The following is a 15,736-nucleotide window of genomic DNA, read 5'->3' on the forward strand; positions in this document are numbered from 1 at the left end:
CCTGCCCGCACGAAGCGGTGTCGGTTGCCCGGCGATTGCGCCGGGCGTGACTTCGAATGCTTGCGGCCGGCTCAATCAGCGGTCGAGCAACCGCCCCAGCCGCATCATCGTGACGTTCACGCCGAGATGGCGCATCGACGGCTGCACGATCACGCAGTTGTCGTACGGCGTGACGATCACGTCGTCGCCGTCGCGCGCGATCTCGGTACCGGCTTTCTCGATCACCTCGAGCCCCGTGAACGGCTGCGAGAACCGGAAATCCATCGAGCGCGCGACGACCGGCTCCGTGATCTCGATGAACTTCTGCCGCACCGGCGCGGCTTGCGTGAGGAACGCCGCGACGTCGTCGTGTGCGACGACGTCTGCATGCAGCAGGAAGCGCGCGGCGCTGTCGAGCGCGACGTCGCGCGCGCTCGCGGCGAAGTGCTGGCCCGTCTCGATCAGCAGCGCATTCTTCGCGCTCGCCGGATCGCCGAAGCCGCCGTAGTCGCGCAGCCGCGTGCCGTTCGCATGGCCGCGATCGACGATCACGTGCTCGGGCGTGCCGATCGCCGCTGCCAGCGCGATCGCCTTGTCGAGCGGACCCGTCATCATTAGCGGCGCCGATGCTTCGTGCATCGAGTGAATGTCGAGCAGCAGGTCGACCGTATCGAGCAGCGGCCGCATCGCGCGCGCACGGGCCAGCTCGCGGCTGGCGCGTGTGCCGTCGAGCGCGGCCGGCGTCCATACGCGATTCATGTCCTCGTCGAGATAGCGCGTCGCGTCGGCATTCTCCGCGCTGAAATGCTCGTACGCGCCGACGTTGCCGAAACCGAGCGACAGCCGGCCCGCGACCGGCCGCAGGCCGGCGGCCAACAGCGCATCCACCGCGATCGCGCCGCTGACTTCGTTGCCGTGCGTGAGCGCGAGGATCATCACGTGCTTGCCGGGCTTGCCGCTGTCGAACGTATGCAGGTAGTCGACGCCCGCGTTGCCCGCACGCCAGCGCGAGATGTCGGGGAACGCCACTTCGATCGGATAGGCCGGCAACGCGGCGCGGATGGCTTCAAGCGTAGTCATGTCGGAAGGATTCGTCAGGGTTCGGGAAAGGCGCAGCCGGCGCGTGCCGGCTACGCCCGAATCGGGTTCGTGTCGGGTCGGTCACGCCTCGGTCGCGCGCGTCGACGGTGTGGAATCGGCCGCTGCACCGCGCATCCGGCGGCCAAGCGAGATCACCGACGTGATGCCGAGCACGGCTGTCGCCATCACGTAGAAGCTCGGCGCCAGCTTGTTGTGCGTCGCATCGATCAGCCAGGTGACGATCAGCGGCGCGAAGCCGCCGAACAGCGTCACCGAGAAGTTGTACGACAGCGCGAGGCCCGTGCCGCGCGTGCTGGTCGGGAAGATGTCGGCGAGCAGCGCCGGCAACGGTGCGAGGCTCACCGCGATCAGCAGCCCGACGAGCGCCTGTACCGCGAGCAGCGTTTCGACGGTCGGATAACGGTTCAGCACGACGAACAGCGGCCACGTCGTCACGCCGACCAGGATCAGCGCGACCAGCATCACGCGGATGCGGCCGAAGCGATCCGACAGGTGCCCGACGACCGGCGCCGCGACCATCAGCATCGCGCCCGTGACGACCGCGCCGAGATACGACGACGTGGCCGGGATATGCAGTTGCTTGACCGCATACGTCGGCATGTACAGCTTGTGCACATAGTTGAAGGCCGTGGCCGTCGCGACGACACCCGCGCCGAGCAGCATGTTCGCGCGATCGCGGACGAACACGTCGCGCAGCGGCGACTTCGCGCGACCTTGCTCGCCGAGCCGGCGGAAATCGGCCGGTTCGTCGATGTTGCGGCGGATGTACAGGCCGACCGGGCCGATCAGCAGCCCGACCGAAAACGCGACGCGCCAGCCCCACGCGTGCAGCTGATCGGCCGTCAGCAGCAGGCTCAGCAGCGCGGACACACCGGCCGCGAGCACGGTCGCGAGCCCCTGTGTCGACATCTGCCAGCTCGCGAAGAAGCCGCGCCGCTTCGCGTCGGCCTGCTCGACCATGAACGCGGTCGCCGCGCCGAATTCGCCGCCGGTCGAAAAGCCCTGCAGCATCCGCGCGACGATGATCACGAGCGGCGAGGCGATGCCGATCTGCGCATACGTCGGCGCGAACGCGATCATCGCAGTGCCGACCATCATCAGCCCGATCGACACCGTGAGCGATGCCTTGCGGCCCGCGCGGTCCGCGTAGCTGCCGAGCACGATCGAGCCGAGCGGACGCGTGATGAACGAGATGCCGAACGTGCCGACCGACAGCAGCAGCGAAGTCGCCGCGTCGTGGGTCGGGAAAAACAGCTGGCCGATGACGATCGCGAAATAACCGTAGATCAGCAGATCGTAGAACTCCAGCGCGTTGCCGATGCTCGCGGCGCAGATCTCGCGCCACGGATTGTGCGGCGCCGGCGCCGCGGCTTGCGTATTGCGGGTCATGCCTGTGCTCCTCCGGGAATGCTGGCCGTCAGGATTTTGAAAGACGGCGCGCGGCGGTTGCCGGCGGCCGTTCGGGCCAGTCAAGCGCGGAGTGTAGGCAACGCGGTGCGCGCGTTCGTGCCGTTTCGGCACGCAAGCGTGCTGATCGGCGCAACGCGTACGCCGACCGGTTCGGGCAGCCGGCTCAGGCGGCCGGAGCGCCGTCGTCGTCCCGTGATGGCCCGGTGCGCCAGATCGCGTCGAGCACCGGGTGCGGTTCGTTCCGGCGGCGGTACAGCGCGATGTCGAAGCCGATCTGCCAGTCGGCGCCGCCGACGATCGCGAGCTCACCGCGCCGGACGTCGTCCGCGACGAGCCGCTGTGGCAGCCATGCGAGGCCGAGCCCGCGCCGCGCCATCGCGAGGATCGCTTCGTACGAGTCGGCCTGGTACACGGGCCGCAGTGTCGGACGGTTCGGCATTTCGGCGAGATGCCGCGCAAGCACCGCGCGCAGCGTCAGCGTGCGCGCGAACGCGAGCCACGGCACCGGCGCCTGCCCGGCCGGCAGCCGGTAGCGCGCGCTGCCGCGCGCATCGAGTGCGCTGACGGGCACCAGCACCTCGCGCGCGACGGACAGCCAGTCGAAGCGGTCGCGATCGATCAGCAGCCGTGTGTGCGGGCTCGAATAGACGATCAGCATGTCGGCTTCGCCGGCCGTGAGCTGCAGGATCGCTTCCTCCGCGCTGCCGGTCGACACGGTCGCCGTGAAAAAGCCCGCGCGCGCAACCGTCTCGTCGTACCAGTCGGGAAAGAAGGTGGCCGACAACGTGCGGCCGGTCGCGATCCGCAGGTTGTTCTCCAGCACTGGCGACGCTTCCTGCAGTTGCGTGCGCGCGCCGTGCAGGATGTCGAGCGCATTCGATGCCGCATCGAGGAAGACGGTGCCGGCCGCCGTCAGTTCGAGCGGCTTCGTGCGTGCGATCAGCCGCGTGCCGACCCATTCCTCGAGCGAACGGATGCGGCGGCCGAACGCCGGATGCGTGACGAAACGGTTTTCCGCTGCGCGCGTGAAGCTGCGCGTGCGGGCCAGTTCGACGAAGTCTTCGAGCCATTTCAGTTGCATGGCGTGGCTCCGGGGCAGGTATGCGACGGGATGCCGGGCAGCGCCGCGCGAGCGCGACGCTCCGGCCGGCTCTCCCGGTCCGATCGACGGCGACAAGTCATGTGCATGGGGTCGGCATCACCCCGCCGTCACGACACGCACGCGCGGCGAATCGAGCCGCACGCTCAACCAGCGTTCGATTCGCTGGCGATCCGCGCGCGGCAGCGGCTTCGCGGTCGACACGACGAAGGTCACGAACGGTTCCGCGTCCGGCGTGCTCGCGCCGGCGTCCCATCCGTCGGTCGCGCCGTACAGGATCTCGCGGATCTGCGGATACTGCGTGCGCAGCTCGCGCGCGACGCGCGACAGCTCGGCCTGCTGCGTCGCACGGCCGTCGATTTCGTGCTGCAGGCGTGCGATCGTCCGGTCTTTCGCGTCCATTTCAGTGCGCGTCGCGTCGTTCGCGGCGATCAGGTCCTGCGCGATGCTCGCCTTCAGCGACGACGCGAGCGAGCCCGTGTCGATCCGTTCGTCGCCAGCCTGCTGCACGACAAGCCGGCTGTTCTGCAGGCCGTAGGCCGGCAGCTTGTCCGCCAGCCGGTCGAGTTTCGCCTGGTCGACCCGCTGACCGACCAGCGTCGCCTCGATCACGCGGCCGCGCGGATCGACGCGCTTGCTCGCGACCACCGACAGCGGCAGCGACAGCTCGGTCTTGATGAACTGCTCGGCGCGCGCGTTGAACACTTCCTGCGTGACGAGCCGGTACGCGAGAATCACGCTCGGCACGGCCGTCAGCACGACCGCCGCGAGCACGACGCGCCGCACGCGGCGCTGCAGCGTTTCGTCTACCGGCGCGACCGGCTTCGCGCGGATCACCCACGTCACCACCAGCGTCGCGAACGCGATGAACACCGAGTTGATCGAGAACAGGTAGAACGCGCCGGCGAAATACGCGAGGCTGCCGTGCGCGAGGCCGTAGCCGGCCGTGCACAGCGGCGGCATCAGCGCGGTCGCGATCGCAACGCCGGGGATCACGTTGGTCTTTTCGCTGCGCGTCGCGCCGATCATCCCGACGAGGCCGCCAAACAACGCGATCAGCACGTCCCAGATGCTCGGCGACGTGCGCGCGAGCAGCTCGGAGTGTTCGCCCGTCAGCGGGCTCAACGAGAAATACAACGCCGACGTCGCGAGGCTGATCAGCGTCGCGATGGCCAGTGTCTTCAGCGACCGGCGGATCAGCGCGAAATCGTAGATGCCGATCCCGTAGCCGAGCCCCATGATCGGCCCCATCAGCGGGGAAATCAGCATCGCGCCGATGATGACCGCGGTGGAGTTCACGTCGAGGCCGATCGACGCGACGAAGATCGCGGAGATCAGGATCCACAGGTTCGTGCCGCGCAGCCCGACGCCGCTGCGGATGTCCTGGTCGATCGTTTCGCGGTCGGCCTGGCCTTCGCGCAGGCTGAAGTACTGGCGAAACGTGGCACGCAGGCGGGTCAGCGTGCGGGAAGCTGAGGTGGTCATGGTTGTTGTCGGGTTCGGGTGCCGGGGGCGACGGGATTGCGGCGGCCATGCGTCGCGCGGTGCGCATGGCAGAGGCCACGCGCACCGCGGAGCAAGCATCGCATAGGGGCCGCGTTCGCACAATTCTCCGGGGCGGCCCGCTCGTCGTCGTGGCGGCGTTACGGAATCGGTGGCGCGCCGCGCAGGACCGTGCGCAATGCCACGTCGAACGGCGTCGCATGGTCGATGCCGAGCGCGCGCAGGCGCGACGCGTCGAGATGGCAATCGTGCGGGCGCGGCGTCGCGTCGGTCGGCTGGTCGATCGGCGTGAGCGATGCGTCGACGCCGAGCGCGGCAGCGATGCGCTGCGCGATGTCGTGCTTCGTCATCGGCTCCTCGCCCGACCAGTGACGGATGCCCGTGACGGATTCACCCGCGAGATGGCACAGCGTCAGGTCGCGGATCACCTTCGCGACGTCCGGCGTGTAGGTCGGGTAGCGGATCGCCCAGGCGTCCATGCCGACCGCTTGCGCGCCCGGACGGGCGGATGCCACGGTCGCCGGGACGAGGCTCGTGACCGCCGATTCGCTCCAGTCGGCGATCGGACCGAAGAGCAACGGCAGGCGCAGCACGCAGGAGAGCGAAGATGCCGCGAGGAGCGCCGCCTCGCCTTCCAGCTTGGTGCGGCCGTAGATGTTCAACGGGTTCGGCGTGGCGTCTTCCGTGTACGGAGCGGCCTTGCCGTCGAAGACGTAGTCCGTGGAAATGCCGAGCGTCCATGCGCCGTATCGGGCGGCCAGCGCGCCGACACGGGCCGGTGCATCGACGTTGATCGCGCGGGCAGCGGCCGGATCACGTTCGCAGACGTCCGGGCGGCGTTCGGCGGCGCAGAGGATGACGGCGGCCGGGCGGCGGGTTTCGAAGAGGTGCTCGAGAGCCGGTTGGTCGAGGACGTCCAGCTGCGCGAGGTTTTCCGGTGGCAATGCCAGAAGTTTTGCACCTTCGCTTTGCGGGTTCCGGATCGTCGCAAGCAGCGTCAGCGACGACTCGCTGGCCAGCGATGCGGCAACCGCGCGGCCGAGCAGGCCAGAGGCGCCGATAAGGAGGATGGTGGGGAGGTCGGTCGGTGACGGTGTGCTTGGCATCGGGAACGGATTGCTTCGAAGTATGGAAGTGTGAGGTTACAACGTGTGCCCGGATGTCATCTTCAAAAATTCGCGTCCCCGTCGGACCCAGCGGCGCACGGCAGCGCCCCCGAAATCCCCCGCTTACTCGCGTATCGGCTCAATCAGCATGCCGGGAGCGTAGATGCGTTTTCGTCAAGCAACCGGCCATTCGAGTCGAACAGACCCAAAATTCTCTCCGACTCGGACGACAGAAAGTCGTCCAGCGAATCCCATTGTTTAAGCGGACGTATCGAATCACTTCCGCACAGATAAATGCTTGAATCGCCGCACCTCGTATAAGCGAGGCTTCCGTCCCAGTCGTACCACGCAAAGAACACCATGTCCTCGTCAGCGTCGCGGATTCGCTCCTCTACGTTCGGCGTTCTCATGTCGTATGGCTGGAGCAACGCGCCGCCACTTCGACCTGAACGCTTGCGGAGGCCGTAGACGATCAGCGTATCGAGGAAATAGTGAAATCCATTGCACTCGGCATAAAAATCGATGAGTTGTTGGGGCAACCGCCTTCCGACCAACTGCTCCAGCCGAGCAATTTCGTCATGCGCAAGCGGCGGATAGAGTGTATGCAAATAAGCCTCTCTACCGACGCGAGGGCATTTTCCATACAACGCCGATCCATTTTCCGCAATGCACTCACCCAATGATGAAAATTTCGCCATTCGATCACGAACAGAAGAAATCAATTTTCACCTCGACAAATCAAAAAGCATCAAAAATATTCACGCTTCATGGAATGTTGCATCGTACGAAGGCCCGCGTGCTCCGAGTACCTTTCCTATGTCCTTGTTGCCAGTGGCAACTTCAAGCTGCCCACTTGTCCCCGCCGACGGCGTAATGACGCCGCCGCCAATACCATTGACAGTGTTCGACTGACTGGCCAGATCAAATACGCCAGACGCGCTCTGATTCTTCGTCGAACGCCCAGCCCCGTGCTTGGCTTCGAATGCGTCGACGTTGATCGCGCGGGCAGCGGCCGGGTTACGTTCGCAGACGTCCGGGCGGCGTTCAGCGGCGCAGAGGATGCGGCGGCCGGTCGGCGGGTTTCGAAGAAGTGTTCGAGGGCCGGTTGGTCGAGGATGTCCAGCTCCGCGATGTTTTCCGGTGGCAATGCGAGAAGTTTTGCGCCTGCGCTTTGCGGCTTCCCGATCATTGCAAGCGGCGTCAGCGACGACTCGCTGACCAAGGTTGCGGCAACCGCGCGGCCGAGCAGACCGGCGGCACCGATGAGGAGATGATGGGGCGGTCGATACAAACTGATTCGACGTGTACCACCTACGCGATCCGACTCCCTTCAGCTGAGCGGAAGCCTCACTTTTTTCCAGGGAAGATTCCGGGTTTTCCGGACGAGATCACCGACTTTATCTGCACTCAATTTTTTACTCTTCGGCAATTTTATTGCAGTCAGCAAGAGCAATTTCACGCTATCCTCGTCGCCGCCCTCGCGATCCTGATAATCATGATCAAAACTGTAATCAGAAAACAGAAGGGCGTCGATTTCTTCAGGCCAGACGATTCGAGATCCCTCGATACCCTCCGGCGTTAAAACATCTCCCTCCGCGAATACCGTACCCGCATCCATCCGCGCGCAGATCCATTCAAAAATTGCGCCAGGAAATTGATAACGGGGCTCGCACTCCGCACATTCCGGGGCCAGGGGCCAATCCGACTCGACACAAAACATCAATTCCAGACGGGGAGAAAATTCAAAAAGTCCGATCGTAAAAAGCAGCTTGCTTGATTTATCTTCCTTTATCAACGCGGCACGACTTTCAACCGGCGCCTGTCCCACCGCAACGGTTTTCCTGTCGATCAGGATCGGGCCGACCTTGTGATAAATGTGCTCCAGAATTCCACTCCCACGCTCCTCTGCAAGATCGATCGCCTCAACCGATCGCCTCGCACCGACGCGTTGCAATGCTTGCACCACTGCTTCCTGTTTGTAGACCAACGCGGCATCAAGCGCGGTCTGGTTGAACTTCCTTTGCAACCTGTCGAGATTGGCATCGTGCTCGACCAGGAAGACAACGACATCCCGATGCCCGTTCATGGACGCTTCGATCAACGGCGTAGTGACACCGCATCCGTGACCATTCACGCTCGCGCCGTGCTTGAGGAGGAACTGCACGGTCGACAAATGGCCAGCCGAAGCCGCCCCAACCAGCGGCGTCAGAAAATTGTCGTCGCAAACATCGACGCTGACGCCCATATCGAGCAAATATCGACATGCATTCAGCCGACCTTGCGCGGCGGCACGGTGCATAAGGTTCAGGCCACCACCAGCGCCCCCGTACACCGGAACATTTAAAAAATCCGGATGTTCGTCGAATATTTTCGCAAGCCCGCCAACATCATCCTGGGATACAAATTCATAAATATCACCAAAAACACCTGCATTCTGCTCAAAAATCGCGCGAGCATCCGTCATTTGAATATTCCCTTCGATGCATTGGCGCGAAGCTGATTCAGTGCACTTTCAACTTCGCTGGTTTTCCCTGTCATGTCGGCCGCTTTCAATACGTCGCGCGTATTTCTTGCAGCCTCTACTGAATGCGCGCCCGCCCCGTTCTGAGCCCACGCAAAATTCCGTAAATCATCGTTCAACCCGATGCCGTGCTTCTGGATGATCGCCTGCGACTCGGTGATCAACTTCTGGTTTTCAGGTTTCCAGCTTTTCGGCGCCTTTTCACGCACGAGATGGTGGCGATGGGGATTCACCATGCCTTCCGGAGGCGGTCCCATCTTTTCCTTGTCCTTGCTGCTCAGCCGGCATGTCTCCAGCCCCCACGGGTCGATCCACGTCAGGGGGTTCGGCGCGTACTGGTATTGATTCAATCCCCCTGCCAGCCCGATCGGGTCGGGCGTGACGAACCGCCCCACATCCGGGTCATAGTATCGGAGCGTGCTATAGCAGAATCCTGTTTCCAGGTCTTCGTACTGCCCCTGCAGCCTGAGCGGCTGAGGCAGCGGCCGCATGACATCGCCGCGCGGGTTCGGCTCGAACTCGAGTGCGTACTCCTGCAGCACCGTATTGCCCCACGCCCGATAGCGTGTTCGCCACACAACCTTGCCTTCACCATCGGTCAGCTCTTCCGGCGCGCCGCTCACATTCGTATGAAAGTAGTAAATCTTCGCGTCCGGCTTTGTCTCGGCGGGCGGCCCGCTTCGTCTGTCCTCGTGGTACAGCCGCCATAGCCAGTGACTATCCTCATGAATCGCATCGATCCGTGCCAGCGGGATATAACCGCCATCCTCGTATAAATAGGTCACCGCCTGGTGGCCCCGATGTTCCTGCGCGAGACGCATACCGTCCCACACGAAGCGGGTCGTGCCGAATGCATCGCGCTTTGCGGTGCGCCTCCCCAGCGCATCGTAACTAAAGCGAACCGTTTGCTCGACGCCGCGGCGATTCGTGTTCACCTCGACGAGTTGATGCTCGGCGTTGTATTTCATCCGCTGGATCGTATGACCGCCGGTCAGTTTCTCGACGAGTCGACCAAGTGCGTCGTACCGAAAGCGCCTATCGCCACTCATCAACAGTCGATTGCCTTCGACGCGTCCCGGCTGGCCGACCGGTCGCAGGTTAGACGCCGCGTCATAAGCGAATTGTTCGGTGAGTGCGCCCACCGCGTCCGGCCTGCTGCTTGCTCCCTCGACCGTACTGGCGCACAACCGTCCCGCTGGGTCATAGCTGTACTTGAGATCGCCCGCCAGCGGATCGATGCGCGCGGTCAACTCGCCCGAGAGGTCATACGCAAATGCCTTGCGCAGCACGTCATGCCCCTCGCGCGCGCCGAATGCCGTCCACGTTCCCGGCGCAAGCCGTGCGTCGCCGATCCACTGCGCCACCTTCCGCGACAGGCTGTCATACGCCGTCGACAACGTCAACGCGCCTTGCGTGCGGCTCACTTCGCGATGCAGTCGGTCCCGCTCGAGATCGCAGACGACCTCGCCGTTCGACGCAATCTGATGCAGGTGCCCACTGCCGTAGTACAGCCATCTCAGCGTCCGGTCGCCGGGCAGCGTCGTTTCCGTGCGATTGCCGAGCGCGTCGTATTCATGCGTCAATCGCGTCGCAAGGATCTTGCCGTCATCGCCGTGTGCTTCGGACGACTCACTCGTCAGTCGGTTCAGCGCATCGTACGTGAACCTCATCACGTCCATCGGACGACCGTCGTGAGCCGCTCGAGCGATTCTCTCTACCCGCCCCGCTTCGTCGTACTCGTAGGTTGTCGTGGTCTCGGGTGTGCGCTTGCCAATCAGTCGCCCGAGCACGTCGCGCGCGAGTTCGGTCGTGATCTGCTGCGGCGTACCAGCGCCTTGCCGTACGACAATCGGTGCGCCGCGCGCATCGCGCTCGTACTCGACTCGCAGGCCGTCCGGTCCGGTCTGTTCGATCAACCGATCCGCCGCGTCGTACGTAAATCGATAAGCGTCCCGCACCTCATTATGGAGCGTAAGCAAATTTCCCGACGTATCGTATTCGAGAGCGACCCGATGCCCATTCGCATCCGTTCGCGAAGTCACACGTCCCGCGGTATCGTAGGCGAATGTAGTCGTATAACCGCGGCCATCGACGGCCGCCGCCAGGCTGTCCGTCGCCGACCAGCGATAGTGCTGACCGCTACCGTCCGGTAGTTGCACCTCGACCGTGCGGTCACGACCATCGTAGCGATAATGCGTCGCATGACCCAGCGCATCGATGATCGCAATCACGCGACCTCGCGCATCGTATTCAAAACGTGTCGTAACGCCCGAACAGTCAGTGCGGGCAATCAGCCGGTGCTGCCGGTTCCAGCCGAACTGCGCGATCCCGCCGCGCGCATCGACGATTGCCACCGGCCGACCCTCGCGACCGAGCCTGAACTCGGTGCGCTGACCCAGCGGATCGATTTCCCCGATCCGATTCCCACGCATATCGAATTCGTATTGCCACTGCCGTCCGTCAGCGAGCGTTTGACGTGCCAGCGACATCCACATCGGGTGCCATTCGAACTGCGTCGTCTGCCCCAATGCGTTCGTCAGTTCGGTGGGAAGGCCTCGCTCCTCGTCATAGCTAATCCGCGTCACCGCGTTGGTCGGGTCGACGAAGCGAATCAACTCGCGGTCCTCCCCCCAATCGAATCGCCAGGTTTGTCCAAGCGCATTCGTATGCGCGGTCACCAGATAGTCGCTATTCCATTCACAAACCTGAAGGCGGCCGTAATGATCCGTCACGCTGGACGCCTGTCGCGCAAAATCATATGCAATTCGATAACGCTCGCCGTCGTCGGTCCAGTGCTCGACGATGCGCGCCTCACGCCCCGCGAGTCCGTTCTCTTCGGCCAGTGCATCGCGTTCGAATTCTTCCCATGCGTAGAACGCAGATTTGCCGCCCGGCAGGCGATGCATTGCCATGCGACCGGCCGGATCGTATCCAAATCGGCGCCGCTCGTTCCCGTCGCCATCGGACACGCTTTCGAGCAACCCTTCGCCGGTGTACGTATAGGTCACCAGACACGCCGTGCTGGCTTCCGTGTGAAGCAGCACACGCGCAACACGTTGTTCATGCGTCGCGTCGTAGTCCATCGTCACGTAATGACCCGCCATCGTCGCAATCTCGGCTAGCCGCCCTCGCCCGTCGTAATGGAAGTAAAGCCGGTTTGCATTGCGGTCTTCGAAAAAGCGCGGGCGCAGCGTCTGAGTCATCTGCCCCGGCACCGGCAACCCGAAATCGAAGCACATGCCATCATCCAGCTCGATCATCCAGTGCCCGCCCGGGGTACAGGCGAAGGTCAACGCTTCACTGCGATTGAAGTATTTCTGTCCCGGCTGCAGATTCGGCACGGGCGTGCGCCGCCCCTGTGCGTCGATCCAGAGATGGGGGTTGTCACCGCCGACGCCAAGCCTTAGCTCGACCGTGTAGGGGAGGTTCCAGCCGCGGCCAAGCGGGCCGTCCGTTCGCGGATCGAGGCTGCTGTAGAAACGTTGCCAGACAATCGGTATCGGAGCATCGAGAACGAAATCCTGCTCCTCGTCACCGTCGAGGATCTTCGCGCCTGTCGGCAAGTGGACCGGATGCCCCAGCCGTCCGGACACCACACTGCTGACAAGCATGTCGGCACCCGCATTGATCGCGAAGTTCATGCCAAAACAGGCCAGCTTGCTCATCAGCGAGCCACGCCCGCGCAACGCCTGGCAAATCGCAATGGCGAGCCCTGCGTATTTCGCGATCGTCGCAAGCCACGGCGGCATCTCGCTCGTGACTTCCCGCACCCGCATCCGCTCGCCACCGATGCTGACGTTGGTCGACCCCGTATTGATCTTGCCGTCGCAGGTCGTCGCATCCTTGATGCGCGACGCCGGCCGGCCGTTGATGAACACGCTCGACGAGCCTTCGGCCAGATGCTCGCCTTTCGGCGTCGGGTGATTCGAGCACGCGACGAAATCCTGGTCGACCGGCGTAAACAGATCGGCCACCGACTGCGGCTCGACGCCCGGCGGCAACGGCGGCTTCGGCATGCCGGCCGCGCGTGCCGAGCTCCGGCTGTTCACGAACACGTCGGCGGAACCGGTCACGATCGCGCCTTTGACTTCGCCGGGGATGAAGCTATCTATCAGTTCTCCTGCCTTTTCTGATAAATATCCCTCCAATGAATCGCTTCCGAGGAATTTCGACGTCGCGGCGTTGACGACCTGCGACAGCACGGCGCCCACGATCGCGCCGACGACGACCGCACCGAGCCCGCCCGTCCCGACGATGAACACCGCCGCCGCCCCGATTGCGGCCCCGACCAGCAACCCTGCCCCGATCGTCGATGCGACCTTGAGCATCTGTGCCAGTAACGAAGTATGGGTAAAGGTATCGCCGAGTCGGGCGGCTGCGAGCAGGGACATGACGGGATCGATCCTGATTGGTTACAGAATGGCCGCGTCGGGAACGCGAGCGCGGGCGCCCGGCGTTCGACGCAGCGCGCGAGGCTTATCCATGCTGTTGGTAGCTGTCGAGCAGCTGCTTCCACGCCGTACGGTGCGCATCCGACAGCGGCGTCTGGCTCGACAGCGTGATGACGAGCAGGCGCGGTGCATCGACGACAGTCATCGCCTGGATCTGATGGAACGTGGAACCCGACTGCTTGAACGTGCTCTCGAGCTCAAGCGCCGGCACGCGCTGCGCGCCGATCTCGACCTGCTGCCGCGCGATTTCCTTGAAGCCCGTCACGTGACGTGTCATCAGGCCGATCTGTCTGCGCAGGCAACGCTCGAGATCCTCGCCGCCGATCAACTGGTCACGGCTGACGACAATCTGGTAAGTCCCGCTCGTTTGCGGATGCGCGAGCGTCAGCACGTTGACGGTACGATCGTCGTTCAGCGACGGGATGTCGAAACTGCATTCCTGAATGAGATATTTCATGTTCGCCGAGGTCTTTTGATGATTCGCCGGTCAGGGATTCAGGTCGATCTTCTTGCCTTGCATCAGGAAGTAGTCCGACGCGTTCTCCAGGATCTGCACGCCTTCGAGCCGGATCGTGCCGTCCTTGCTCAGCGTGATGCGCGCCTTGCCGCACTGGATCACGATCTGTTCGGTGACGTTGAGCGTGTAGGTACCGGCATCGGGCGGCGGCGCATTGTCGGCCGGCAGCGCGCCGACCGTCATCGCAAAGCCGCTGCCGACACCGACCGTCTGGTTGTTGCCCGTATTCGACGCGTGATCGACCTTGACGTTGAGCGTATGGTTGCGGCCGACGGCCCAGCGATGATCGTTGCCGACGACACGCAACTCGTCGTGCTCGACCTCGGTGCGCATGTCGCGCTCGGCCTGCAGCCAGAGCTCTTCCTCGCCCTGCTTGTCCTCGAAGCGGATTGCGTTCGCAGTACCGGAGTGGCCTTTGGTGGAGCGCGACAGGATGCCGCTTTGGGTCGCATTCTCCGGCAGCTTCCACGGCGGCATGTTCTGCGCGTTGTACACGCGAGAAATGATGATCGGCCGGTCGGGATCGCCGTCGAGGAACGACACGACCACCTCGTCGCCGATGCGCGGAATCTGCATGCCGCCGAAACCGCCGCCGGCCCACGGCTGGCCGACGCGCACCCAGCACGAACTGCTCTGATCGCGCTTGCCCAGACGATCCCAGTGGAATTGCACTTTGACGCGCCCGAGCGAATCCGTGTGGATCTCCTCGCCCTTCGGCCCGACCACGATTGCCGTCTGCGGACCGGCGATGACCGGCTTGACGACCGACAGCGACGGCCGCCACGGAATCTTCTTGCGGATGCACTGGAAGCTCGCCGAATACCGGCCCGCACCTTCGTTCGACTGGTAGTTGTTCATGCCGTGGTGCCGCACGGCCGTCACCAGGAATTGCCGGTCGGTCTCGTTGCCGCTGCCGGGATCGTAATGATCCGTCATTTCGAAATAGCGATCGGGCGACAGCGTGCGGCAGTTGGTGGCGCCGGAGAATGCCTTGCCGTTCGCGGCAAGCGCCTCCAGCCGGAAACGCGCGAGTTCTTCGCCGTGATCGGTCGAATCGAAGCCGTACCCGCCGACATAGTCGTAGATCTCGTAATGGCCGACATCGCCCTGTTTGATCGGCGCGTCGCCAGACACATAGCGGCGCGCATTCGGCACCTTGTAGTCGAACGTCTTCATGCTGACGCTATCGGAAGACAGGTGACGCTGCGCGACCCACTGCGTGACCACGCTTTCGTCGTCGAAGGTTTCGCCGCTGGTTGCATAGCGCAGCGCAACCGTGCCGTCGATCGGCTTCGCATTGGTCGACGCATCCGTGACGATCAGCTTGTGCGCGTCCTTCGCATGTTCGAAATAGAAGAACAGCCCGTCCTGCTCCAGCAGGCGCAGCACGAAATTCAGATCAGTTTCCCGATATTGGGTGCAATAACTGTACGGCTTCAGCGTCCGTGCGACGCGAAACTCGTAGGAGGCCAGCTTCGCGTACTTCGAAAAGACGTCACCAAGAATGTCCTGGACATTCTTGTCCTGGAAAATGCGCGAGTCGACTCGACGCGACAGCATCCACAGCCATGGCCGCACGGTGGCCGTGTAACTCGCCAACCCGCCGTCGGTTCCGGTATGGGCGAACTGCGTGACGTAACCGTGGAAATACCGTTCATCGCTGCTCGCCAGGGCATTGCTCAATTGCAGCGATACCGTCACGGGCTGCCCGATCATCTGCTTCAACTCGATATTCGGGTTTCTCGACGCCAGCCCGAGTTGCATGTCGTACAGCACCGACAGCCCCTCGCTGCACTGGAAGTCACCCAGCACGAGTTCCGACGCGCCGGACAAGGGTGTTTTGATCGTCAACAGACGGCTGTTCTGCAGGTTCAGAAAACCCGCGAGATCGGACAATTGCATAATGGCCCCCTCAGTTTGCTTTTGCCCTTTTTGCGGGTCTCAAGCCGCAAAATCATAATCCACGCCTGACGAAAAAGGGGACCCCGGAATCGTTATTTGACAGTTCGACGAACGAACCCCAATAATCAAAAAGAAATAAATACCGAC

At 63.4% G+C, this 15,736-nt stretch carries 10 protein-coding genes and 1 pseudogene; all 11 read right to left on the reverse strand.

The genetic code is table 11. The features are described from left to right. Positions 1–75: 75 nt before the first annotated feature. The 11 genes and pseudogenes from KEC55_RS34615 to KEC55_RS34665 all read right to left on the reverse strand — a co-directional run bounded on the left by KEC55_RS34615 (position 76) and on the right by KEC55_RS34665 (position 15,589). Complete coding sequence (locus tag KEC55_RS34615; RefSeq protein ID WP_282512225.1) at positions 76–1,059, reverse strand: succinylglutamate desuccinylase/aspartoacylase domain-containing protein; 984 nt, start codon at positions 1,057–1,059, stop codon at positions 76–78. Positions 1,060–1,140: 81 nt separating this feature from the next. After that, positions 1,141–2,469: an MFS transporter gene (locus tag KEC55_RS34620; protein WP_282512227.1), complete on the reverse strand. Its 1,329-nt coding sequence runs from the start codon at positions 2,467–2,469 to the stop codon at positions 1,141–1,143. 184 nt (positions 2,470–2,653) lie between these two features. Then, on the reverse strand, positions 2,654–3,571 hold the full coding sequence (locus KEC55_RS34625; protein WP_282512229.1) for a LysR family transcriptional regulator: 918 nt from the start codon (positions 3,569–3,571) through the stop codon (positions 2,654–2,656). A 117-nt stretch (positions 3,572–3,688) separates the two neighbouring features. Continuing rightward, a complete protein-coding gene (locus KEC55_RS34630; protein ID WP_282512232.1) occupies positions 3,689–5,074 on the reverse strand; it encodes a DUF389 domain-containing protein in 1,386 nt (461 codons plus the stop codon). A 158-nt stretch (positions 5,075–5,232) separates the two neighbouring features. Beyond that, entirely contained in the window at positions 5,233–6,198 is a 966-nt protein-coding gene (locus KEC55_RS34635; RefSeq protein WP_282512234.1) for a dTDP-4-dehydrorhamnose reductase family protein, read from the reverse strand. A 143-nt stretch (positions 6,199–6,341) separates the two neighbouring features. Beyond that, entirely contained in the window at positions 6,342–6,896 is a 555-nt protein-coding gene (locus KEC55_RS34640) for an SMI1/KNR4 family protein (RefSeq protein ID WP_282512236.1), read from the reverse strand. Positions 6,897–7,118: 222 nt separating this feature from the next. Then, positions 7,119–7,495, reverse strand: a pseudogene (locus KEC55_RS34645) (sugar nucleotide-binding protein); the annotation flags it as partial. Between the two features lie 33 nt (positions 7,496–7,528). After that, positions 7,529–8,662: an ankyrin repeat domain-containing protein gene (locus KEC55_RS34650; RefSeq protein ID WP_282512238.1), complete on the reverse strand. Its 1,134-nt coding sequence runs from the start codon at positions 8,660–8,662 to the stop codon at positions 7,529–7,531. Beyond that, positions 8,659–13,110 (reverse strand): RHS repeat-associated core domain-containing protein, encoded by a 4,452-nt coding sequence (locus KEC55_RS34655; protein ID WP_282512240.1) that lies wholly within the window; start codon positions 13,108–13,110, stop codon positions 8,659–8,661. Before KEC55_RS34655 ends, KEC55_RS34650 begins: the two co-directional genes overlap by 4 nt. A gap of 85 nt (positions 13,111–13,195) precedes the next feature. Beyond that, positions 13,196–13,627 (reverse strand): DcrB-related protein, encoded by a 432-nt coding sequence (locus KEC55_RS34660; RefSeq protein ID WP_282512242.1) that lies wholly within the window; start codon positions 13,625–13,627, stop codon positions 13,196–13,198. Positions 13,628–13,657: 30 nt separating this feature from the next. After that, the gene (locus tag KEC55_RS34665) at positions 13,658–15,589 is read right to left on the reverse strand and encodes a type VI secretion system tip protein VgrG (protein WP_282512244.1); all 1,932 of its coding nucleotides are present in this window, start codon (positions 15,587–15,589) and stop codon (positions 13,658–13,660) included. Positions 15,590–15,736: the final 147 nt, after the last annotated feature.

It is taken from the genome of Burkholderia cepacia (genome assembly GCF_029962485.1).
Classification (GTDB): Bacteria; Pseudomonadota; Gammaproteobacteria; order Burkholderiales; family Burkholderiaceae; genus Burkholderia.

What these genes read in the sequence shown, in the direction of transcription:
- KEC55_RS34660 (WP_282512242.1), bottom strand. Translation starts at nt 13,627, where the DNA reads ATGAAATATCTCATTCAGGAATGCAGTTTCGACATCCCGTCGCTGAAC.
- KEC55_RS34615 (WP_282512225.1), bottom strand. Translation starts at nt 1,059, where the DNA reads ATGACTACGCTTGAAGCCATCCGCGCCGCGTTGCCGGCCTATCCGATC.
- KEC55_RS34620 (WP_282512227.1), bottom strand. Translation starts at nt 2,469, where the DNA reads ATGACCCGCAATACGCAAGCCGCGGCGCCGGCGCCGCACAATCCGTGG.
- KEC55_RS34655 (WP_282512240.1), bottom strand. Translation starts at nt 13,110, where the DNA reads ATGTCCCTGCTCGCAGCCGCCCGACTCGGCGATACCTTTACCCATACT.
- KEC55_RS34625 (WP_282512229.1), bottom strand. Translation starts at nt 3,571, where the DNA reads ATGCAACTGAAATGGCTCGAAGACTTCGTCGAACTGGCCCGCACGCGC.
- KEC55_RS34650 (WP_282512238.1), bottom strand. Translation starts at nt 8,662, where the DNA reads ATGACGGATGCTCGCGCGATTTTTGAGCAGAATGCAGGTGTTTTTGGT.
- KEC55_RS34630 (WP_282512232.1), bottom strand. Translation starts at nt 5,074, where the DNA reads ATGACCACCTCAGCTTCCCGCACGCTGACCCGCCTGCGTGCCACGTTT.
- KEC55_RS34640 (WP_282512236.1), bottom strand. Translation starts at nt 6,896, where the DNA reads ATGGCGAAATTTTCATCATTGGGTGAGTGCATTGCGGAAAATGGATCG.
- KEC55_RS34665 (WP_282512244.1), bottom strand. Translation starts at nt 15,589, where the DNA reads ATGCAATTGTCCGATCTCGCGGGTTTTCTGAACCTGCAGAACAGCCGT.
- KEC55_RS34635 (WP_282512234.1), bottom strand. Translation starts at nt 6,198, where the DNA reads ATGCCAAGCACACCGTCACCGACCGACCTCCCCACCATCCTCCTTATC.